Source organism: Rhodopirellula maiorica SM1 (assembly GCF_000346295.1).
Classification (GTDB): Bacteria; Planctomycetota; Planctomycetia; order Pirellulales; family Pirellulaceae; genus Novipirellula; species Novipirellula maiorica.
This window is the reverse complement of sequence record NZ_ANOG01000254.1, coordinates 1-23838: the sequence shown is the minus strand read 5'-3', so window position 1 is coordinate 23838 and position 23838 is coordinate 1. Positions and strand designations below refer to the sequence as shown.

Here is a 23838-nt window from a genome sequence, read left to right as displayed (position 1 = left end):
AATGTCATCGAGCAAACGTTCCAGCTGGGATCGTTCGAATTGTCCGGCGCCCTGTTCTAACATTGCTGCCGATTCGGTGAATACGCCCAATCCGACGGTTCCGCCGGATCCTTTTAGCCAATGGGCTTCCGCTCGCAGTGTCTCGAAATCGTCGTTGGCAATTGCGTTCTCCATCGCCTGCAGTCGATTGTCCAAACGCGAGACGAAGTCGGTGGTGATGGCACGATAATCGGGATCGTTCATCGGCAATGTGGGATGGATCGGAGATGCGCCGTCATATCTCAGCGATGACTCCTCAGATGATGACTCCTCGGAAAATTTACCGGATGATGAATCGCCTGAGGATGATTCGGTGGACGCCAGGCCGAGTGGTTGCGGCGCTACCGGCATGGTATCCGCGATTGGCGGTTTGGCCACGGTCGACGCATCCTCAGCATCGTCCGAGACGGATGTCACCGAACCTTCCTCGCTATCATCGCACTCGTCAGCGTCCTCGACTTCGCCAAGATACGCCTGGGCGTGGCTAAGCAGTTCGTCGATGTTGACTGGTTTGGTTAAGAAGTCGTCGCAACCCGCGTCGATACATCTCTCGCGGTCACCCTTCATTGCGTTTCCGGTCAATGCGATAACCGGCGTGGTCACCCCACATTCACGCAAACGCTGGGTGGCCGTGTATCCATCGAGAACTGGCATCTGCATGTCCATCAGTACGAGCGAGTAGTCGGACTCGCTGATCATTCGAATCGCTTCGAGACCATTTTCGGCAGTCGTCACGATCGCGCCGGCGCGTCCGAGTACCAATTCGATCAACCGCCGGTTGGCTTCGCCGTCGTCGACGACCAGCACCGGCAATGCGGGCAACCGGATCAGCCCGTTGGCCGACACGTCCGCCGAACGATGGTTCGCTTGAGATTGGATTTCTTCCGGGGTAATCACGTCTTCCATCGCTTGCGGATCGACGGGCAGTTTGATCGTAAACGTGCTGCCGACATTCACTTCGCTGGCTACGGTCAGATCGCCTCCCATCGCTTCGGTCAATCGTCGGCTGATCGACAATCCCAATCCCGTGCCGCCGTATTTTCGCGTCGTCGAGCTATCGGCCTGAACAAACGATTGGAAGATCTTGCTTTGTTGGTCCGGGGTCATCCCAATGCCGCTATCCACCACTGCGATCTGCAACATCGCTGCGGAATCATTCTCGGTATTGACATCGACAACAATTTTTACTGCGCCTTCGTCCGTAAACTTAATCGCGTTACCGACCAAGTTGGTGATGACTTGACGCAAGCGTGTCGGATCGGTTTGCATGATTCGCGGCAACGGTGAATTGAATTCGACAATCACCTCCAACTCTTTTTCAAGGGCGCGTTCTTGCAGCACGCTTGCGACGGTGGTGATGGTTTCATGCACATTCGTGTCGATCATTTCAACCTGCAATCGGCCCGCTTCGATCTTGGAAAGGTCGAGGATGTCGTTGATCAACTCGAGCAGATGTTCGCCGCTGTTGTGAATCATATTCAGGTGGCCGATCGCTTCGTTGGAATTCGTGACCAGTCCACGACGCAGCACATCGGTGAAACCGAGCACGGCGTTCAGCGGCGTTCGAATCTCATGACTCATATTGGCCAGAAACGCACTCTTGGCTTCGTTGGCATTCTGTGCTTCGTCGCGAGCATGTGCCAATTCGACTTTGTTTTCTTCGATCAACGTGATGTCATCAAACGTCGCCAAAAAGCCTTGTCCGGTAATCGGGGTGCAATTCACGCTGAAGGTCAGCATGCGACCGTCGAGTTCAAAATGCAGAATCCGATCGTTTACCGAATCATTGGATTCTTTGGCATCATTCCATGGCAATATTTGTGAGGAATCCGCTGGATGAATCCATCCTATTTCACTGGTTCGTTTGCCGACCAATTCTTCCGAGGTGCAGCCCAGCAGCGTTGCCAGACGTTGATTGGCAAACAGGATGCGATCCCGCGAATTCAACAAGAACAATCCGACCGTAAATGTATCGAGTGCCTTTTCGACGTGGGTTGGCACTGCACCGGAGGGATCGAGATTCTCTAGCGTCTTACGTAAGAAAAAAGAGAATTGCAGCAAGCACGCGGGAATCAAAACGATCAACAACCAAGCGGGCGCCCAGTGATCCAACCCCAACAGACCGCCGGTCGGTTCAAACGCAACTTGCAATTCGCCCCATTGTTTGCCATAGCGAAAGATAGGCACCTGCATTTGGTTCATCCCGTTTTCGATCGTGGGATCCCACGTTTCGCTGTGCGGGCCGCCGATACCACGGTTTCTCCGTCAATATTTTGTAAACCAATCGATAACACTTGAGGGTCACGCTGGACGATCGACGCCAATGTCACATGCAGTGAATCGACTTGACCCGATGCGGCCATCGCGGTGCCGCTAATGGCAAGCGATTCACACATCTTGGCTCGGCCACGCAAGATCTCTTCCTGTTCGTTAGGAAAGAAGCCGGCAGCGCTGGCGACCAACAAACTTCCCGTCATCAAACCGACAAGACCGAAAGAGATACGGATGCGGATCGGTATACGTTGTAATAGGTTCATGTTTTTCCCGTGCTTTCCTACTCGTCAATCTCTTGGTTGCGGCGGTCCATCAATTCTTCGAGTGACTCCCCATCGTCACTGACCCCAACGCCTTGCATGATCAAAAGTGGGTCGACCGCGCGCCATGCTGGCATATGGGCAAGCAGTCCCGAAACCAGGAACCCGCTGCGAAGTGCCCATGCCACAATCCCGACGGTAAAGCTGGATGCTGCCGCCCCGGCGGTGCCGACGACAATCAGGTCGCCTTGGATTTGGCTGTCGAGTTGTTTTTGATAGTTGTCTAGCTGATCCCACATTTCACCAGGGCGAGTTAACAATTCGTAATCGGCTACCGAAATCGGTTGGATAGCCAATTCTGAAAATTGCGAATTCGCATCGGATTGTTGACTCGTTACCACTGCATCGGAGCGATGTGGGTCACTGTTGTCGTTTTCCGCATCGATCATGATTTGGTTGGTTGACTGAACCGTGAACACCGCAACATTGTCCGGTTCGTCATCGTTGGTTTGCAGGAATTCAACGACGTTTTTTGCTCGCTGGCAACGCTGAATCTCTCATCTTGATCGCTCTGCATGCCCACCAGGGTGACGTCGCTAACATTGGCGTTGTCGCTGTCCGAATTGCCATCCGAGTCGTTGTCGCTATCATTGTTGTCGGTTTCGGGCTCAGGCTGAGGCTCAGGGTCGGGCGTGTTATTTTGCGGCGGTGCGGGCAATGGAATTGCTGCGGGACGCACTTGAATGACCACCGTCGCCACATTGCTGTCGGTGGCGCCATCGTTTGCTTTCCACTGGAAACTAACCGTTCCGGTAAATCCCTCGTCCGATGTGTAGACGAATCGGCCAGTCGGATCGACGGTCAAACTGCCTGATGCCGGTGGCGTCACTAACACCGCGGTCAAGGGATCGCCATTGGCATCGACCGAGTTTCGTTCGAAGACCTCCGCAGCAAACTCGGTTCGTTGGCCCGAAATCGCGTTGACGAGGGTATCTGTCATCACCGGAGCCACGTTGGAACTGGCCACGTTGGCGGTGGCGGTGCTTAGCAGCGGTCCTTCGTTGGATCCAAGTGCGTCGGTAAAACTAACCGACACACGTATTGCGTGTCCGATGTCCGCTGCGGTCAACGTGTAGGTACTCGATGTGGCGGTCCCAATCACGCTGCCACCACGAGTCCATTGATAGACAAAGCTGCCCAATCCATCGTCGTCTGCAATACCGCTGGTGTTGGCGGTCAGCGTTTGGCCTTGTGCTGCGACTCCGACGATGACCGGTTGTCCGGTCGCATCGTCGTTGATGGATGTGGCGTCGACCACAATGGTTTCGGACTTCGTTGTTTGCGAATCATCGACGGTAATCGTGATCGTGGTCGCGGTTGCGGTGCCGACCGTCGCCTGATTTTCAGTCGGATCAAAGATCAATTGGCGGATGGCGGTTTGCGCCGCAGCGGTCGAAGACGCGGTTCGCGAGTAGACACCGCCACCATCATCACTGAATCCGCTGGCGATTAATGACGCGGTGGTAAACGATCCATTGGTATCGCCGCCACTCAGCGAGACGGTAATCGACACATTGTCGCCATCGACATCGCCAATCGTCACTGCATCAAACACCGCCTTGGTGGCGTTGTCATTCATGGTTTTATTTGACGTTCCGCCAATCGTGGGAGCGTCGTTTTGATCGCTGATCGCGATGGAATGGTTGGCCGAGTCGTCGGGATTTCCCGATATCGTGTTGTCATCGACGTTCACAGTGACATCAAGCGACGGGTTAGTCTCGAAATCGAGCGACGCACCAGCAATCAATCGCAAGTTATTGCCGACAATTTCGAACAACGCGGCATCGGTCCCTGACACAGTCAGCGTTTCGCTGCCCAACGCATCATCATCAACGGTGATGGTTGCCACGATGATCGCCGAACTGGTATCGGCATTTTCGCCGAGCGTGGTGACGACGGGAGTCAGCGTGACCGTGGGAGCTTCGTTGATATCGCTGATCGCGATGGAAAGTCCATCGGAATCCTCGGAGGCGACACCAATTTGTGCATCGTCCACGTGAACGGTCACATCGAGCGAGGGATTCGTTTCAAAATCCAAACTCACTCCGGCTTTCAGATGCAGTTCATTACCACCGACAATCTCGAACATGTTGGCATCGTCACCGGTCAGCGACAGCACGTTGGTGCCATTTCCATCGTCGGCGATCACGATGTCCGAGATCTTGATGCTCGATCCCGTATCGGCATTTTCTGCTAGTGAGGCAAGTTTGTTGGTCAGTGTCACGGTGGGAGCGGTATTGACGCTTGCCGTTCCGTATTGGCGAGCAAAGACGCCACTGCTGTCGACTTCACCCGTTTGATCTCCTGCACCGCTCCAAACGACGACGAAATTATCGATGTCGATCGCGGCGAGCGAAGCTCTGCTTTGAGTGCCCGACGTGGTCTCGTTGATGCGAAACTCGTTTCCAATCTCGCTGCCATTGGCGTGATATTTCTGACCAAAGATTCCTGACGAGTCATTGTGTCCCGCTTGTGATCCGTAGCCCTCCCAAACCACGATAAATTCTCCATTTGCAGCCATCGTGATCGAGGGATCTTCTTGATCAAAGCTTGAGGTGCTGTTGACCGTTTGCGTGGATCCGACGGTCGCGCCGGTGTTGCTATACTGCTGAAGATAGATGTCCTTTGGCGTTAGCGTCCCCGATTGTCGCCATGCGACGACGAAGGAACCGTCGTTGTGCATGGCCACGGCGGCGTTCCCAGCGTAAACACTTCCGGATACCGTTTCTTGGCCGCCCTGTTCATTGCCGCTACTGTCGAATCGTTGGAAATGGACTCCCACCGTATCGTCCCACACGACGACGAAGTCACCGTCGGTGTTTACGGAAATTGCGGCATCGTATTGAGTTCCGCTGGTCGAGCCGTTGACGCGGAATTCCGTTCCGATGGCAGATCCCGAGCTGTCAAAACGCTGAGCAAAAATACCGTTTGAATCGATCTCTCCGGTCTGGGTTCCATTACCTTGCCACGCGATCACAAATTCGCCGGTGGAGCTGTTCATTCCGATGATCGAATTCTTTTGGGTACCCGAGGTGCTGTCGTTGGCGACCAACTCGTTCGTCAACGCCGTCCCATCCGCAGCAAATCTGCGGTAATAAATATCGTCTCCGGTTGCTCCCTGGTTGCTCGTCCAAGTCACGACAAACGTGCCATCGAACGCCGATGCGACACTGGCCCATTGTTGATCGTTGGTGATCGTTTCATTGACGCGGAATTCGGACGTGATCGCTGTTCCGTTGGCGGCAAACCGTTGTGCATAAACTCCTTTGCCTGATCCATCTTGATTCAAGCTGGTCCACACGACGACGTAGCTGCCATCGGCGGCCATCGACACGGCTTGCGTGTTGCCGCGATCTTCGGCGCTGGTGATCTGTTGATCTCCGACTTCGTCATTGACCAAAAATTCATTGGTTGCCGTCAAAGTTTCGCTGGCATCCGTGACGGTCACAGCGATCGTTTGGGTGTCGTTAAGCGTGCCATCGCTGACGGACACCGTGACGTCATAGACGTTGTTGCCACCGACATCACTTGGTGCTTCAAAGTTTGGCGGCGTCACGAAGCTGAGCTCGCCCGTCGCGCTATCGATTGCGAATTTTGCAGCATCCGCGCCCCCGCTGATCGTATACGTCAGCGTTTGTGCCGGAACATCCGCGTCGTTCGCCGTAACCGTGGTTACGGCGACGGTGTTTTCGCCAACGTTGATCGCTGCGCTCGCCCCACCGCCATCGCTGCTAATCACCGGAGCGGTGTTGGCAGCGGCTGCAGGTGCAAATAACGAAAAACCAAAGATCTGTGCGGATGTTGTATCCAAACCAACGTCCGAACCGTCCATCACAAGTGTGGCGGTAAAATTGGATGCCGCTGATCCCAGGTCGGTGGTGGTCACGGAGATTGAGAAAATGTCGTTGCCGGTTGCGGCGACACTATTGCTGCCGAAGGTCCCGCCATCCTTCACCGAAACTAAAATCTCTCCCGCCCTCAGCGTATGCCCTCCGACGTCCATGGTGTCTTCGACTAGATCCAATCCTTGCAATTGCCCGCTTAAGATTGACGATTCGTCTATCAACGTTTGCAGTGTCCCGGTGGTATTGGATGCGCCCACATTGTCCGGGGTGTAGTACTGGATTTTGTGATGTTGAGCCGAGTCAGTATGAGCAAGAAGGAAGCTTCCTTGGGTGAGCACGACGTCACCGACAAGGGTGTTCTTTGTAATCAAGGTGACCGCATGAAACCCTTTTGCAACCGGGTTTTCTAGCAGGATTTGGAAGGTTCCCGCACTGTAGTCGCCGACTGCATCAGGACGGAAAATTACCAAGTCATTGCGGGTGACCGTCAATGAATTCGTGCTGACTAGGTTTTCTGTGTCGCGAGTGGCGAACAGGATGTCACCTGCCTGCAATGCGATTGTGCTGCTGTTGCCAATCGTGATGTCCTCGGTCACATAGTTAATCGCCTCGATATCGGCTCCACCGGTGACAAATGATGACAGATTAAAGAAGCTTGAAAATGTCCCGTCGGTTGCACTGGCGACCGGATCGAGGCTATTGATGTCTCCAAAATCAAGCACCTCACCCGCATCCCAGTCGGATAGCCCTGGGGCTTCGCTGCCGGAGACCGATTCATCGGTGCTTAATAAGATGCTTGTAACAGCAGTGTACTCATAGGCTCCAATGTCAACCGATCCGTTACGCGCTACACCTCGCTGGTCGACCGACGGCGCCGTGACTGCGGTTCCTGCGTTGTATGCGGCGCTACTTGTGTCAATCGCGTGGGTATCGGTAGAGCCACCGTTGTTCGCTAAAGCTGCCAGATTGGGATTCACACCCGTGATGTCGGAACCAAATCCTGTTGCCGATCCCAGACTTTGAATCAGGTTCGCTCCGTTACTCGAAAAATCCCCAATCACGTCAGCATCGCCGTTGACTCCGGTGTTTCCCGCTACAATCGTGTTGGATATCGTTACCACCGCGCCACTGTTGACGATCCCTCCGCCTTTGTCACCCGTATTCAACGTGATCGTAGAATTGGTGATCGTGATATTGGTATCGGTGTGCAGTCCCCCACCGTCGCTGCTGGCCGTATTGCCACTGATGGTGACGTTGGTTAGTGATCCACCATCGGCGCCATGGAAATTGATCGCTCCCCCTTTGCTCGAAGCATTGTTATTGAACAGCAGCACCCGCTGCAAGTTGGCGGTTCCGTGGACGTGAATCGCCCCACCATCATTACTTGAATTGTTTTGCAGCAAGGCGTCGGACAAGTTCAGAACGGCTGAACTATCGACCAGAATCCCGCCGCCGTTGCTCTCATCCCCACCTTGGATGGTCATCCCCGACATCGTGACGACGCTGCTTTCCTGCAATTCAAAGACCCGTTTACTAAGGGCGGTGCCGTCAATGATCGTCGAGCGTGCGTCCGCACCGGTAACCGTCAGGGTTTTGTCGATTTCGAGCGTGTCGATCGTCAGATTGTAAGTCCCCGCGCCCAACACAATCGTATCCCCGGCGGTCGCTAAGGTGATGGCTTCGCGAAGTGAGGTTTGTCCGTTGGCGATTTCTTCGTCGATCAACGTGTCGACCGTGATCGTTGCCAGTTTGCCAACCCAGTTCTGTTGCAATTCGGAACTAAAAACGATCTCCGACTCGATCACTCCGGTGTGGTATTCCAAGTCCCAATCGGCACCAAAATTGGCATACCCCGTGTCATCGTCGCTCGCCGCGACATCCGCCCCTGATAACGTACCAACCGCATCAATCAAGCTGCGGCCGCTCTCGCCGGATGCCAAATCACATCCATAGAACAAGATGTCGGCATCGCTGGTCAACGCGGAATGCCATCCTGCGATTTGCCCCGCGTAACCGTCTAGATTTTCGCTGGCAAGCCAAGTATTTCCCAAGCGGACGGCAAAGTCTTCGGCATGCGAAACAATGTGCAGCGACGCGACATTGGTGCGAGAACCCAGGATTTCGCTGATCTGATCGACGCCATCTCGGTCAGCATCGAGCACGAAGAATTCGATATTTCGATCCGATTGATCTAAATCCTCCAACAGTTGGTCTAGATTCTGGACACGTGAATCGACCACCACGATCTCCAGCGCGGCCTGGGCGATCTCGTTTTGCGATGCCCCGTCGCCTGCGACCGAATCTCTCTCTGCTGCGTCGACCTCGGCCACCATCACAGCGGTATCGTCGGTCGATTCCATGGCAGCCACGTCGATCGGTGATGCACTAAATAGAATTCGCGGTTCCAGCGGCGCAAGTTCGATCCCACGTTGCCACGAACGACGTGAAACCGGGCCCCTGACGATCTTCCGGGTACATTCCGTCAACTGATCCAGCGTCAACAATGTTTGCTGCCACCAATTGCGGGTTGATAGGGACATAGAAGGTGACTCGTACAGGTTACGTGAGGATCGAGAAATTTAATCTGTAACGCTTGCTGACCATTTGAAAGTTACCCGACGGCTAACGATCAGGACGGAATTGCTCGACAAGATAAACATGGGTGGATAGTTAAGGTGTGACGATTATGCCAGCTGATCAGGTGTTAACGCCAATCGACGCTCGTCCTCGGATTTTCGGTGCATCCGTCTGTTTTCAATCTGCTCGTTGTGCCGATCTAAAGGGATGGTGGGATCATTCCGTTAAAGACCGCTGCCCATCGCGGCGATTGCGGAAACGAATCCCGTACCGATCGAAATCTATTTCTGGGCGACTCGAGTACAGCAGACTCGTATGAAACGGTTCAACGAAACGACTGGACGACGGAGAATCCGATACCTCGGACGTCTCCCGTTGACCCGGGTTGCATTGCAATCTTGGGCCCTGGTTTTCGCTGCAACGACATGCACTGTCGTAAACGCCCAATATCCAGTCGATATGCGTGTCGATGCACTGCAAAACGCTACTGAAAACCACGCCGTCAGCTCGTTGGATCCCTATCGAGCCCGAGCGACCCTATTGCCGGATACCGTACCGAACCAATTTGCTAGCGATGCCGCTGACAACCAGAGTCAGTCAGTTGCACCCATGTGGTGGGAAACTCCGGTCAGCCAGACGATCGGGTTGGCGGAAAACACCATGGCTGTCGACATCCACTCGCTGATCGAGATGGCGCTGGTCTCGTCGCCGTACATCCAAGCGATTTTGACCGAACCTCAGATTCAACGCACCGAAATTACGATCGCCGATGCCGAATTTGATTCGCTCAGTTTTGTCGAATCAAAGTTTGTTGACACTAATGATCCGGTCGGCAGCCGATTGACCACCGGAGATAACTCGGATCGATTCCGTGACGAAACGCTCAGCGGCGCCGCCGGGCTGCGGCGAAAAACGCGTTCGGGTGGCCAATTCGAAATGTCTCAACAAGCGGGTTACCAAGCGAACAACTCGACCTTTTTGACTCCCAACCCGCAAGGTACCACGCGGCTCGAATTCAGCTTTACTCAGCCATTGATGAAAGACCGTGGAACCACCTTTAACCAGACTCGCATCTTGCTGGCGCGTTTGGAAGTGGGCGAGATCAATGCCGAAGTTCGTGCCAATTTGGAAAATCATCTCGTCGATGTCGCTCGCGCCTATTGGGATCTGTTTCAAGCACGCGCCGATTGGTTGCAGCGCAGCCGATTGCTCGAATCGGCAAACCATCTGTATCAAGTCCTACTGTCGCGAAAAGGCGTCGATTCGCATCAACGTCAAATCTTGCGAGCCGGTGTCGCCGTGGCGGGCCGCCGATCGGATCTGATCCGCGCCGAAGCACGCATTCGCAATGCCCAATCGCGGCTGCGGATGTTGACGGGAAGTGAACAGCTGCGATTTGCCCACCACCAAGAATTGACGCCTCAGGACCAACCGTTCACCATCCCGGTCGAATTGTCGTTACGCGAGTCGGTCTTTACCGCATTGGAACACCGAGCGGATATCAATCAATCGATTCGCAAGATCCAATCCACCACGGCTCGCGTCGGCGCGGCACGCAATCAAGTGCTGCCGCGGTTGGATTTGATTCTTAGCAGCTACATCGCAGGACTCGATGGCAATCGCAGCTCGCTGAGGGCGTTTGAAAACCAATTCAGCGACGGTCGCCCCACCTACGCCGCGGGATTCTTGTTCGAACTGCCGGCGGGAAACCGCGCCAGTCGTGCTCGGCTGAATCGTAGTCGGCTCGAGATGACGCGGGCGATGTACGAATTCCAACAAACGACCGAAGTGGCGTTTGCCGAGGTCGAGATCGCTGCGCGGGAAACCCAAACAGCCTTCGCCGAGATGATGGTGAAACAACAATCGATCGTCGCACAAAAACGCGAGGTCGATTATCTGCAACAACGGTGGGAATTACTGCCCGATCCGAATGAATCAGCCGTCTTGTTGATCGATGATTTGTTGGATGCCCAAGAACGGCTTGCCGACGAAGAACGTGCCTATGTCAACGCCCAGGTCGCCTATGTGATGTCGTGGGTGAATTTGCGAAGGGCGATGGGGATGTTGTTGAGGTTTGACTATTTTTCCACGCAGGATGTCACCGGCCAACCCAACGCGGCCGCGGTCCAGTCGCCTGTCGATCGTGATTCCCCCGACCAGTTGTATGGCAGCGATTCATTTGACGAAGACACGCTGATGGGCAGTTGGTTCGGACTGTATGATGAATCGGAGGACGGTTCATGATTGCGTCGTTCTGGAATCCGACGATCCGATCAACGCACGCTGCCAAGATCGCACGACGCATTCGGTGTGACGATTGGGTGTCCCAGCGCATCGCCGCAGCTCGAGAGTGTTCAAGGGCGTTGAAGGACGCTTCGGTTGACGCATTGGTCACGCATACTCATCGGCTGCGGATCGCTGCGCGAGAACAACCTAGTGAAGAACTGTTGACGTCGGCCGCCGCGGCAGTGATCGAATCGATTCGTCAGACGTTCGCAATCGAACTGTTCGACGTCCAACTGCACGCTGGGTTCGTAATGGCATCCGACGCGGTCGCTGAAATGCAGACCGGTGAAGGCAAAACGTTGTCGGCCGTGTTGCCTGCCTATCTGAAGTCGCTGCTCGGTCGTGGTGTTCATGTCATTACACCGAATTCCTACCTAGCTCAGCGAGATCAAGAAAAACTAGAACCTGTCTTTGCACGACTTGGTGTGACGACAGGCATCTTGGCGGATCAAGCGGATCCATCGGTCAGCCGCAAAGCTTACCAAGCCGATGTGACGTATGGGCCTGCGCACGCGTTTGGATTTGACTATCTGCGTGACCAAATCTCAAACGGCGATGGCTCGTTTGCGGTGTATGACCGAATCCAAAACAAATTGCCGCTGAGTGATCGAATCCAGCGTCCGCTGCACGCCGCCATCATCGACGAAATTGACAATGTGTTGATCGACGACGCCGTTTCGCCAATGATTCTCAGCAGCCGTAGCGATCAGCAGGCGGCTGATGCCGAACTGCACCGGATCGCCTGCGTCGTCGCGAATCGTTTGGAATGCGATCGTCATTATGTTGCCGATGCGTTGGAGCGGACCGTGAGCTTGACCGAATCTGGTTTCCAGACGGTCTACAAGAATCGTGATATGGCGGTGCATCCGCAACTCGTTCGTCCTTGGCACGAATACGTGACGCTTGCGATTCGGATCAAAGCGTTCTATCGGCGAGATGTCGATTACGTGGTCAGCGATCGAAAAATCAGAATCGTGGATGCATCGACCGGGCGAATTTTTGAGGATCGCACCTGGTCCGGCGGTTTACACCAAGCTGCCGAAGCGGCCGAGCGGCTTCCGGTCACCACCGAAACACGGTCATTGGCTCGCATCACGCGACAACGCTATTTTCGGTACTACCAATCGATCGCAGGCATGACCGGCACCGCACGTGGCTGTGAGCGTGAGTTTGCATCGGTGTATGGCTTGGCCGTCCAACCGATTCCGCTGCGGATCGCCACGCGTCGTGTCATGCAGCCGGACTGTGTAACACGCACCATGGCGGAAAAATGGCAAGCGATTGCCAAGGAAACACGGCAATTGCATGAACTCGGACGACCGGTGTTGATCGGCACGTCGGCGATCAGCGAAAGCAAGGCGGTGGCCGATGCACTGGAAAACCAAGGTTTGACATTCGCACTGCTCAATGGCGTTCAAGACGCAGACGAAGCCAGTGTGATCCGGCGCGCTGGACAAACGGGGGCCATTACCGTGGCCACGAATCTGGCGGGACGAGGCACCGACATCGCTCTCGATTCGGTTTCGCGTGAACTTGGCGGATTACACGTGATCGTGACGCAGCGAAGCCGTCTGGCACGCGTTGATCGACAACTGATCGGACGAGGTGCACGTTGTGGGGATCCCGGATCGGCCCGAATCTATATTTCTGCCGAAGACGATTTGATCCGACTGCACGCACCGTGGATCGCACGGTCGCTGTTGCGATCCGACGCAAGCGACCCGCACTCGGTTCCCAAGATCCAGCGTCAATTGAAAACAGCCCAAACCAATCAACAACGCCGCGATGCCGGATTGCGGTTGCGATTGCTGAAACAAGATCACGAAACCGCCACGTTGTTGAGGCGGCAAACCCAGCGTCGTTGACGCTGGTCAAAGGTCTCGCAGGGGCTACGACGAAGTATCCTTGAATGATCGATTCGGCGTTCCAAGCGGATTACCAACGTTTGCAGTTCGTCATTGTCAAAAATGGAATTTAGACCATGAACTCAATTCAACACTGCATTTCATTCGCATTGATGACGACGTGGATTGCGTCGTCGAGTATCACGATGGCGGGCGAAGCGGAAAGTTTCACCGAACCTTATAAACGTGTCGACGTGCCGGCGGCCGAGATCGGTATTCTCGCCGAGATTCGTGTCACCGAAGGCGACGAAGTTTATCCGACACAATTATTAGCCCAGCTTGACGACTCGGTGCTGAGAGCGTCGTTGGAGGTGGCGAAGTCGGCGAAGGATGCGACCGGATCGCGTCTGGGTGCCACATTGGAACTGGCAAGTCGTCAAAAACAGTTGGCCAGTTACAAGGAGCTGCGGGAACGAGGGAACGCATCGGTGCGGGAACTCGATCGCAGCGAAACCGAATACCAACAAGCCAAGTCGCGATTGCAATCGATCAACGAAGAACTCGAAGTTCGGCGGCTTGAATACGAGCGTGTGAAAGCACAAATCAAACAACGACGTATCGAGTCGCCGATCGCCGGAGTCGTGGTCGAAATCCGCAAGGAGCAAGGCGAATTTGTCTCGCCGACCGATCCAGTGGTCATGCAGATCGTCCAGCTTGACGAACTGAAAGCGGTCTTCTCGGTTCCGCTTGATGTTGCGGCCTCATTGGCGGTTGAACAGCAAGTCACTTTGTTGGTTGGGCATGACGCGGTCCCTGCGGCTGCGGTGATCGAATACGTCTCGCCTGTTGCCGACGCAGAAAGCGGTTCGGTACGCGTCAAAATCCGCATTCCTAATCGTGATCGTCAACTGCAAAGCGGCGTCGTTGCCCGCTGGCAGTACCCCGACACAGCCGCCGGAAACAACGGTTTGGTTGACGACCGGATGCCCAGCATTCGTCACGCAAATGCGTTGCCATCGACAGACTATTCTGCTCGCTAATCATTGCTGGACAAGCTTCGATGCCGGTTAAACCGCCAAACCCGCCGCACATATCGCAATCGCCTGCGGGCGATCCGCGACCGCTGCGCCATGGTGATTCGTTGTCAAAGCATCACGATGGCAACTCGCCCGGCGACGTCGATGATGCGAACCGCGTCAGCCGAATGGATCACCGATTGCGTGTTTTGTCGGTTGCCATTGAGTTACAGTTGCAATTGGATTCGCGATCGAGTTTAAAGGATGCCGCCGACGAAGTAGCAAAACAACTCGGCGAGACGCTCGCGGCATCACAAGCGTTTGTGGCCTGGCGCCCACCCGGTGCGGATAAACACACAACGTATCCAATGCAGGTGGTGGGACATCGCCCTGCATCCGATTCATCACGCCCATCGGATTCGCTGCGATTGCTCAACGCGGCGATCGACGAAATTGCGGTGCGAGGCGATTGGACCCTTTGGCCGATCACCGATCAAACGAATCGTCACTCGCTGATGGCGGTGGAGCAATTTGCTAATGAGGCTGACATCGATCGATTGACGGCTGTCTGTTTAATCGACGATGACGGTGATGTCCGCGGCGTGTTACTTGTGGTGGATGATGATGTCGAACCCACGATGACCGCGCAGTTGATGGACGTGCTGCGTTTCCCCGTACTCAGCAAATTGCAATCGATCGAGCGTTCCGCTCCTGGTTTGTTTGAACGTGTCGGGCGACGCATTGCGGAACTTGGTAATGGAATTCGCGGTCCAATCGCGTTGTACGCGTCGATTGTGATCGCCGGCATTATGTGTTTTCCAGTCCACTATCATGTTCGATGTGATTGTGAATTGCAGCCGATTTCACGACGCTACGTTGCTTCACCGATCGATGGCCCTTTAGAAAAAACGTATGTTCGTCCTGGCGATCGTGTGAATCAAGGTAATTTGGTCGCTCGAATCGATGCACGCGAAATCGAGTACAAATTGGCGGGACTTCGTGCCGAATTGAGCGGTGCCAAACAGCAACGGAATCGACATGTGGTGCAACACGATTTCGCAGCCAGCAAAATTGCCGAACTCGAGTCGGATCGTTTGAAGCTGGAAATGGAGTTGTTGGAATATCACCGAGGCGCCTTGGAGATCCGCAGCCCGATCGACGGAGTGATCGTCAGCGGTGATCATCACGAAAGTGTTGGGGCGCCATTGCAACAAGGGGACGCGCTGTTCGAAATTGCGCCGCTGGGCGAGATGATGGTCGAAGTTGCTGTTGACGAACGCGAGTTTCCTTATGTTGATTCGGGGATGCCGGTCCAGGTGACTCTACTTGCCCTGCCGGGACAGGCTGTCAAAGGTGAAATTGAACGAGTTCATCCGCAAGCCGAATTGAAGAACCATCAAAACGTCTTTATTGCTGAATCGAAAATCGAAGATCCCGAGAATGTGATGAGACCCGGGATGCGCGGGCACGCTTGGGTTAAAAGCGATCGTCATCCGCTGGGTTGGGTTTTGTTCCATCGGCTGTACGCGTCACTACGAACGATGGTCGGGTGGTAGCCGATGTCACGACGAGATCCCAATACGATCGATTTGGCCCAGCAACCGATTCGGCTGGCCGATGATCTGCGTTTCTGGCCGATCCAGCAACGTGGGCAAACGGCCTATCGGATCGAGATCCCTTCGCTCCATCGATTCTTTCATGTGGGCTACGAAGAGTACGTCTTTCTATCGCTATTGGATGGAAAAACCACGGTTCCGCAAGCGTGTGGACTTGCCGCCGCGACGCTGGGCAGCCAAGCACCCACGACCGAACAAGCTCAGTCGATTGTTTACTGGTTACTTGAAAACGAATTAGGGTATCTTGCCGATGGCGAACCGCCGACGCGAAACAGAGATGGTGATTCGCGGGCGACCGAGTCGGGTTTCTCATTTGCATCCTTAAATCCGTTTTGGATGAAAGTACCGGTACTGAAATCGCAACGCTGGATCGCGGCGATTGCGAATTCGCTACGTGCCGTGTTTTCTCCCGCCACAATCGTATTTGGAATCCTACTGATTGTTGTCGGCGGCGTTTGTATGGCGTTTCAGTGGGATCGCTTTTGGACTCAGTCCGCTCAGGTGTGGAGCCGCTCAAACTGGATTTGGCTGCTTTCGTTTTGGGTGGCGCTGAAGTGCGTGCATGAACTGGCCCATGCGGTTGCATGTCATCGGCAAGGTGCCAATGCACGCGAAGTCGGGGTGGTCTTTGTTCTGTTCGCTCCTTTGGCGTACGTGGACGTCAGCAGTTGTTGGCGATTAAATAGCAAGTGGGCGCGGATCGCGGTATCGGCGGCCGGAATGTATGTCGAACTTGTGATTGCATCGGCCGCCTTGATTGCGTGGTCGATGGCGGATTCGGCTTCGCTCTCGTTCTTGTTGCACCGGTTAGTGTTTGCCGCCGGAATTTCGACGGTTCTGTTCAATGCGAATGCGTTGATGCGGTTCGATGGCTATTACATGCTGTCGGATTGGTTGGAAATTCCCAACTTGTACTCCGTCTCGTCCCAAGCGGTCGAACAGCTGCTGCGTCGAATCTTGGTAGGGACGGCACTGCCGAGCAGTTCGTTACGCGGATGGCGTCGGCATTTTGTGCTGGTCTATGGAATTGCCTCACTGGTATGGCGGATTGTGATTTGTACAACGTTGCTGCTTGCCGCCTCGACGATGTTCTCCGGAGCTGGAATTGTATTGGTGGCATCTGGGATTTGGATGTTTTTCCTACGGCCCGCGAAACGACACGCTCTGAACGCACTGAACCTATTGCAGACGGATCTTGTTGCGTTTTGTCGAGCCGGTGTTGTCGGCGGCGGCTTGGTCGCGACAGCCGTTGCTCTCGTTGGATGGATGCCGATTCCGACTTCGTCCCAAGCTGCCGCGGTCGTCTGCTTTGCCCCTGAAACACTGGTTCGCAGCCGTGTCGACGGCTTTGTCCGGCGTGTTCATGTTCGCGACCAAGACATTGTGGCCCGTGGTGATCTGCTGATGGAGATCGAGAATCGCGAGCTGACGAATCATCGCGATCGACTGAAGATCGAACAACAGCAGATTGAAATCAAGATTAGGCAAGCCATTGAAAAAAAGGAATCGAGCGAACGGATCGTCTTGCAAGAACATCTGAAATCAATTCAAGAGCAATACGATCAGATCGCAAGTCAATGTGATGCACTTCGTGTCACCGCAAATCGCGACGGGATCGTGATCACCCGAGGTCTCGACCAGTGTGTGGGCAAGTTTGTTCATCAAGGTGACTTGTTGATGACCGTCGCACTGCCCGAGGACAAAGAGGTGATGGCGGTGGTTAGCCAATCGCAGATCGAACAGGCACGTCCCGCCGTGGGGAACGACGTGTTTGTGCGATACGACGAACATCGCCACGCGAGAGCCTATTTCGAAAAACTCGAACCGCGAGCGACCGACCGGCTTGTGGTTGCATCACTGTCGTCAATCGAAGGCGGTCCGCTGAGTGTTCAAAGCCCCGCCGCCACATCGGAATCTGATTCCGAGCATAAATTGAGATTGTTGGAGCCTCATTTTGTCGGGCGAATCCGGTTGGACCAGCACGCCGTCAAGGTGCTGCCCGCCGGATTGAGGGTAAAGGTGGAACTGAACCGCAAAACCGATCCGTTACTACGTCGTGCCTCGGACAAAATCACGCGGTTGTGGCACACGCTGCAGCAAGAATCGCTGCGATAGTCGTCATCGAGGCTGCTTGCCAAAAATGCCACCCGCCCAAGGAAATCGGCGACGGCAATCTTCTATTTTCCATCCCAAAGGGGCGGTCCACAACGACCGGGGACGCGGATGGATCTGCGACAATTCTCTCGCACTCTTTGGCACCAAGGTTGCACGTCTGCTCGGTATCGATGACAGTTTGTATTCGCGACTCTTCTTCAACACGCCAACCTTCGTTCTTTCCAATATGCTATATCCATTCAGTGGTGGAGCAAACGGCCGCCTTTATTGCGATTCTGTGGCGGCTCCGTTGGCCCTTAGCCGCTTCGTTGTTGCGTTTTTCGTTTGCTTGATCGCTGTTTCACTTACCAGCCCCGTGCTGGCGCAGACGTCGGAAACGAGTGCCCCTGATGCGACGGTCATCGAAAATCCGTTGGAGAATAGCGACACCGTCGATGCAAAAGCGATCGAGGCGGGGCAAGCTTCGCTGGCCGCCAACGACAGCCTGGATGCCGAATTAAAAACTTCGCTCCAGGATTTGTACCAACAAGCGAAGCAAAATCTAAGTTCTGCCGAGGTGAGCGATAAGAACATCCAAACGTTCGAATCGATGGCGACCGAAGCGCCTGCACGGATGAAAGAGATCCGGTCCGAGCTTGACAGCAAAGAGGTCGTGAAATGGACGCTTGATCCCGATTCAACCGTTGAATCGATCAAACAACAAATCGCTGAAACCCAGCTCGCGCTTAACAATGCGACCGCTGAAGATGGCAGATTGACCGCCGAGCCCGCTCGCCGACAAAAGCGACTTGCGGAAATCCCCACCGAGATCAGCGCCGCAGAAAAAGAGCTCAAGCAAGTCGCAGAACAAATTAATGCTCCCGCGTTAAGCGGCGAATCTGCAGCGCAAACGCAAGCACGGATGACGCAATTGCGTTCCAAGCGTCAAGCATTGCAAAAGAAAATCGAGGAACTCAAGAAGGAGCAGTCGGCCTATCTCGCCACCAGTGACCTACTGCCGCTGCAACGTCAGTTGTCGGAACGGAAAACGGCTCAACTTCGCAGCGAGCTTGATGCGATGCAGTCCGCATTGACTCAGCGCCAACGCAGTGAGGTTGCCGATACGATGCAAACGCTACGCGATGATCTGCAGCAAGTACCCGAAGCACTCAAGCCGTTGGCCCAAAGCAATATCGAAGTCACCGAGCGGCAACAGAAATTAGTCGGAGAATCCGCGCGAGCGCAGGCACAGCTGAACGACATCCAAAAAGTTTACGAAGAGGTCAAAAACACGTTAGATGTTTCACAGGATCGGCTCGAGGCGGTGGGACTGACCGACGCATTGGGATTGATGCTGCGAAACAAACGCCGAGATTTTGAAGAACTGCGGACAAAGTATCGACCGCGAGCGGATTTGCAGGAAAAGATTCAAGAACACCAAATCAGCGTTTTTGAATTGGAAGACGAAGCGGCCAAGGTCGAACAGCAAATCGCTGCGATGCCGTCGGATACGCCCGAGAACGACCCCGAGCTGATGCTGCTGCGAAAACGAAAAGAGCTATTGGCGTCCACTATTCAAACGCAAAACTCGTTCCTCGATACGATGTTGACTGCCGATACGCAGCGACACCAATTACGCTCCGCTCTTGACGAGTACATCGACTTCGTTGACCAAAACGTCTTTTGGATTCGCAGTGCTCCCATTTTTTCGACTTCCGAATTTCGATTTATCGCTCCCGCAGCGGCGTGGTTGGTCGATGTGGATAATTGGCAAAAAGTGTTCGATCAATTGCTACGAAGCCTGCTGACGCGTCCGCTTCGATCGCTGATTGGTGTGCTAGTCATTTTGACGTTGGTGTACTATCGATCTCGATTGCGACATTGGGTACGCGAGTTCGGTGACGACGCGTTGCGGACTGATACGAAATTCAGCAGCACCGCATCCTCGCTGTTGTTTTCGATAGTTTTGGCTTGTATTTGGCCTGCATTTTTTGGCTTTATTGCCTGGTCGCTGCTTGGCAACCTCGCAGTGGATCCTTTCGTGGCCGGAGTGGGGAATGCCTTTGCCGTCACCGCCATTTTCGTCGCATCTCGCGAACTGATCAAAGAGGTGTGTCGGGACAAAGGCTTAGCTCAAGCTCATTTCGGTTGGGACGACTCGATTCGCAAAATGCTACGTTTCCATCTGCGTTGGTACACCGTGCTCGGCGGTACGCTGATCTTTTTAATGATGTCACTCTATGAGCATCCTGATGAACAAATTCGCGCGACCGCATCACGATTGACGACGATCGCATTGTTTTTGGTGACTGCCACTTTCAATAACGTCATCTTTTCGGTCAATAGTCCGATCTTTAGCCAAGTTCGTCGTGACAATCCCGATTCCAAAGCGTACCGGTGGCGTCGTTTGATCTGGCTCGTTCTGACCGGATTCCCAATCGTTTTCGCTGGCCTAGCACTCGCAGGTTTCCTAGATACGGCGTTCAATTTGGGCAGGTTGATGCAAACGTCGTTCTTAATGCTGGTGATGTTGTTGCTTGTGATGGCGCTCGCGTTCCGCTGGCTGAGCCTACGCTACCGTGACGTAGCGAGACGCCAAGCACGTGAGCTGCGAGAGAAAAAACTCGCGGCGATGCAAGCGTCTGCTGCCGAAGGATTGCCCACCGACATCGGCATCGAGCTTCAAGAAGAAGACAAGGCGGATTTGCCCAAACTCGATCGTCAGACACGGCAATTGGTGTACGTGATGGCCACGGTGATCGCAATTAGCGGGCTTGCGTTGATCTGGAGCAATGTATTGCCAGCGATCGAAATCTTTGATCGCATCGTACTTTGGCGAGTCTCTGTCGGCGAGAACATGGACATTGAACCCGTCACCCTTCGCGACTTGCTGTATTCGATCGGCGTCGTGGTGGTGTTGGTCTATTCGGCCCGGAATTTACCAGGATTACTTGAACTCTTTGTGCTACGAAAAACCTCGCTCGATAGTGGTGCACGCTATGCATTGACCACGATTTTGCGTTACACGTTAACGGTGGTCGGCGCTTTTGTGGTCTTAAATATTCTCAGCGTGCCATGGACCCAGCTCGGTTGGCTGTTAGCCGCAGCATCGGTCGGTCTTGGTTTTGGTCTGCAAGAGATTGTGGCGAATTTCGTCTCGGGCATCATCCTGTTGCTCGAGCGTCCCGTTCGTGTTGGAGACATCGTCACGATCGACGACACCACCGGAGTCGTATCGCGGATTCAGATGAGGGCAACGACGGTGACCAGTTGGGAGCGGAAAGAGTTGGTCGTGCCCAACAAGGATTTGATCACGGGCAAGATTCTAAATTGGTCATTGACCAACGTGATCAATCGTCTGTCGATCGAAGTGGGGGTCGATTACGACGCCGATCCCAACCAAGTCCGTGAGATTTTGGAACGAGTGGTCAGTGAGCATCCCGACGTGATGGATGACCCGGCGCCCCTAATCAACTTTGAATCCTTCGGCGATAGCTCGTTGAATTTTGCGGTTCGCTTTTATCTCGCCACCCTTGATCGGCGAGTTGGAGTCACGCACGAAGTCAATACAGCGATCATCGAAGCATTCCGTGCCGCGAACATCAGCATTCCATTCCCACAACGGGATGTCAACTTCAGCGTCAAAACGGAAACAATGCCACTCGGAATCCAGCTAGACCGCAGCAACCGACAGCGGTGACGGCAGAGGGATGCGGCAGAGCCTCGCGGCATGTCACCTCTCCCAAACATCGTTTGGAAGAAGTCGAGCAAGCCAAGACGAACGCTGCATCGAGTGTGCGCGGTCGGCCCTCACCCGAACGAAGCCTATAGGGCTCGTTCGACCTCTCCCCAGCTGCGCTCGGGCGAGGGGACTTGCGTTGGCTTACGCGATCACTTTCTTGTAGACATGCCCTTCGTTCTCGTCGATTCTTTCGGGGCGGCCTTTGTTGACGTAGATTAGCTTGCGATGGTCGACGCCCATCAGATACAAAATGGTGCTGTGCAGATCATGCACGTGCACTCGGTCCTCGACCGCGTGTAATCCAACTTCGTCTGTAGCGCCGAAGGCTTGTCCCGCTTTCACGCCGCCCCCTGCCATCACCATCGTGAATCCGGTGGGGTTGTGATCGCGTCCGTTGCCCTGCTCGCTCATCGGCGTGCGTCCAAATTCGCCTCCCCAAACGACCAAGGTTTCGTCGAGTAGCCCACGACGCGACAAATCAGTCAACAAACCGGCTACGGGCTTGTCCATTCCGCGGCACATCTTGGTATGGTTCGATTCGATGTTGCTGTGCGCGTCCCATTTGCTACCCGCACCATGGTACAGCTGGATGAAACGAACACCGCGTTCGACCATGCGTCTGGCTAATAAACAATTGCGGCCAAACTCGGACGTTTCTTTTTCGTCCATTCCGTATAACGCTTTGGTCTCGGCCGTTTCTTGTGACAAATCGACCGCCTCGGGCGCGTGGCTTTGCATCTTGTACGCTAACTCGTAGCTGCGAATCCGTGCTTCCAATTCGCTGTTGTCGCGACGCGTTTGCATGTGGCGTTGGTTGACTGCCGCCAGATAATCCAACGCGATTCGTTGTTGATGCGGGTTAACATGTTTCGGTGCGTTCAAGTTGGCAAACGGAGTGCCTTCGATTTGCATCTTGGTTCCCTGGTAGATCGCTGGCATGAAACCGGTCCCCCAGTTTCGCGGGCCGTTGACCACCGTTCCCTTGTCCTGCATCACGACAAAGGCCGGCAGATTCTGGTTCTGCGTTCCCAGTCCATACGTGACCCAGCTGCCCAGCGACGGACGGCCGGCAAATTGAGTTCCGGTGTTCATTTGGCAGACACCACCGGAATGATTGATTCCGTTGGTCCAGCACGACCGGATCACCGCCAAATCATCCGCTCGCGTCGCCATGTGCGGCAGCCAGTCGGAAATCCACAGCCCGCTCTCACCATGCTGCTTCCACTTCCGTTTGGACTCCAGCACCGGCGAATCGAATTCACCCATCGCCGTAATCACACGACCAAATGAATCGGGCAGCGGTTTACCGGCCAACTTTTGGATCGCGGGCTTGGGGTCAAACGTGTCGATGTGGCTCGGCCCCCCCTCCATAAACAAGAAGATGACGCTCTTGGCCCGCGCCGGGTGATGTGTCAATTTGGACATCAATGGCGACGCCGGTGACTCGGATGCCGAACCGACACCCTGCAGCATCCCCGCCAGTGCAAGGGCTCCGAATCCGGTCCCGCTTTGCAGCAGCATTTCGCGTCGCGAGTAAGTTGATGTCATTGGTTATTCCTCTTTTTGGTTTTCATCGTCGTTGATCGCTCCGCGATCATTACGCCAAGTCGCGAAACGCAGGTCGACCCGCTGCCCGCTCGGGACATCAAATAAACCACTACCTTAGTTTTCTAATCGACATAAATAAATTCGTTCGAGTTTAGCAACGCGTGCACCAGTGCCACGCGGGCTCGTTGACTCGGCGGAGCCACGCTCGAGTTTTTGATGCTCGCCCAAGCATGGTGTTTGTTTCCGGACGAATCAAATCCGATGCTGTCTTTGTTTTCAAATTGCCAATCGATCACGTAGTTCGGCAGCCCTTCGACCGAATCTGCCTGGGCGACTTTCGTCAGATCGCGAGCCTTGGCTTCGATACGGATGTTGTCGATCAAACCGTCCCATTGGTGTTGGCCAAATCGATCGCCAATCGTCAGATCATTCTCAGGGCGAATTCCCTTGACGACCGTATGTTTCGCGTGTGCCACCTGCAATTTGGCATCTTTGTCCGTTAGATCACGCATGTAGAACGTGATCCCCTGTTCCGAGGTGTCATCGAGCTTAACGCTGGCGGCCACGTAATATGGTTTGTTCAGTTCCGGACGCAGATTCGACGCGACCACTTCGTAATGCAGTTGGTCGCCGTAGC

11 protein-coding genes and 1 pseudogene are annotated in these 23838 nt (G+C 54.5%); 6 read left to right on the top strand and 6 right to left on the bottom strand.

Features of this window, described 5'->3' with window-relative positions; all coding sequences use genetic code 11:
- The 4 genes from RMSM_RS07930 to RMSM_RS07920 form a co-directional block, all read right to left on the bottom strand.
- On the bottom strand, window positions 1-2241 hold a 2241-nt coding region (locus tag RMSM_RS07930; RefSeq protein ID WP_008693956.1), incomplete at its 3' end, for an ATP-binding protein.
- Window positions 2238-2576, bottom strand: coding sequence for a hypothetical protein (locus tag RMSM_RS42420; RefSeq protein ID WP_008693954.1), 339 nt, complete (start codon window positions 2574-2576; stop codon window positions 2238-2240). The genes RMSM_RS42420 and RMSM_RS07930, both read right to left, overlap by 4 nt.
- A gap of 17 nt (window positions 2577-2593) precedes the next feature.
- A complete protein-coding gene (locus RMSM_RS07925; protein ID WP_008693952.1) occupies window positions 2594-3022 on the bottom strand; it encodes a hypothetical protein in 429 nt (142 codons plus the stop codon).
- On the bottom strand, window positions 3019-9018 hold the full coding sequence (locus tag RMSM_RS07920) for a DUF4347 domain-containing protein (RefSeq protein WP_008693951.1): 6000 nt from the start codon (window positions 9016-9018) through the stop codon (window positions 3019-3021). The genes RMSM_RS07925 and RMSM_RS07920 overlap by 4 nt, the downstream gene beginning before the upstream one ends.
- Window positions 9019-9514: 496 nt before the next feature.
- Between RMSM_RS07920 and RMSM_RS07915 the strand changes: the two genes are divergently transcribed.
- The 6 genes from RMSM_RS07915 to RMSM_RS07890 all read left to right on the top strand — a co-directional run bounded on the left by RMSM_RS07915 (window position 9515) and on the right by RMSM_RS07890 (window position 21611).
- The gene (locus tag RMSM_RS07915) at window positions 9515-11299 is read left to right on the top strand and encodes a TolC family protein (protein WP_008693949.1); all 1785 of its coding nucleotides are present in this window, start codon (window positions 9515-9517) and stop codon (window positions 11297-11299) included.
- Window positions 11296-13206: a preprotein translocase subunit SecA gene (locus tag RMSM_RS07910; RefSeq protein WP_008693947.1), complete on the top strand. Its 1911-nt coding sequence runs from the start codon at window positions 11296-11298 to the stop codon at window positions 13204-13206. Before RMSM_RS07915 ends, RMSM_RS07910 begins: the two co-directional genes overlap by 4 nt.
- 116 nt (window positions 13207-13322) lie before the next feature.
- Window positions 13323-14225, top strand: a complete 903-nt coding sequence (locus RMSM_RS07905) for an efflux RND transporter periplasmic adaptor subunit (protein WP_008693945.1) — start codon at window positions 13323-13325, stop codon at window positions 14223-14225.
- 20 nt (window positions 14226-14245) lie between these two features.
- Entirely contained in the window at window positions 14246-15757 is a 1512-nt protein-coding gene (locus RMSM_RS07900) for an efflux RND transporter periplasmic adaptor subunit (RefSeq protein WP_008693943.1), read from the top strand.
- 3 nt (window positions 15758-15760) lie between these two features.
- Complete coding sequence (locus RMSM_RS07895; RefSeq protein WP_008693941.1) at window positions 15761-17932, top strand: efflux RND transporter periplasmic adaptor subunit; 2172 nt, start codon at window positions 15761-15763, stop codon at window positions 17930-17932.
- A gap of 25 nt (window positions 17933-17957) precedes the next feature.
- On the top strand, window positions 17958-21611 hold the full coding sequence (locus tag RMSM_RS07890) for a mechanosensitive ion channel domain-containing protein (RefSeq protein WP_040764763.1): 3654 nt from the start codon (window positions 17958-17960) through the stop codon (window positions 21609-21611).
- A gap of 183 nt (window positions 21612-21794) precedes the next feature.
- On the opposite strand, the gene RMSM_RS07885 is transcribed toward RMSM_RS07890, so the two are convergent.
- Window positions 21795-23201, bottom strand: a complete 1407-nt coding sequence (locus RMSM_RS07885; RefSeq protein WP_008693937.1) for a DUF1501 domain-containing protein — start codon at window positions 23199-23201, stop codon at window positions 21795-21797.
- A gap of 122 nt (window positions 23202-23323) precedes the next feature.
- Window positions 23324-23838, bottom strand: a pseudogene (locus tag RMSM_RS40780) (hypothetical protein); the annotation flags it as partial.

Coding starts and splice junctions, on each gene's coding strand:
- RMSM_RS07885 (WP_008693937.1), bottom strand. CDS start 23,201: ATGACATCAACTTACTCGCGACGCGAAATGCTGCTGCAAAGCGGGACC.
- RMSM_RS07890 (WP_040764763.1), top strand. CDS start 17,958: ATGCCACCCGCCCAAGGAAATCGGCGACGGCAATCTTCTATTTTCCAT.
- RMSM_RS42420 (WP_008693954.1), bottom strand. CDS start 2,576: ATGAACCTATTACAACGTATACCGATCCGCATCCGTATCTCTTTCGGT.
- RMSM_RS07905 (WP_008693945.1), top strand. CDS start 13,323: ATGAACTCAATTCAACACTGCATTTCATTCGCATTGATGACGACGTGG.
- RMSM_RS07925 (WP_008693952.1), bottom strand. CDS start 3,022: ATGATCGATGCGGAAAACGACAACAGTGACCCACATCGCTCCGATGCA.
- RMSM_RS07900 (WP_008693943.1), top strand. CDS start 14,246: ATGCCGGTTAAACCGCCAAACCCGCCGCACATATCGCAATCGCCTGCG.
- RMSM_RS07920 (WP_008693951.1), bottom strand. CDS start 9,018: ATGTCCCTATCAACCCGCAATTGGTGGCAGCAAACATTGTTGACGCTG.
- RMSM_RS07895 (WP_008693941.1), top strand. CDS start 15,761: ATGTCACGACGAGATCCCAATACGATCGATTTGGCCCAGCAACCGATT.
- RMSM_RS07910 (WP_008693947.1), top strand. CDS start 11,296: ATGATTGCGTCGTTCTGGAATCCGACGATCCGATCAACGCACGCTGCC.
- RMSM_RS07915 (WP_008693949.1), top strand. CDS start 9,515: ATGCGTGTCGATGCACTGCAAAACGCTACTGAAAACCACGCCGTCAGC.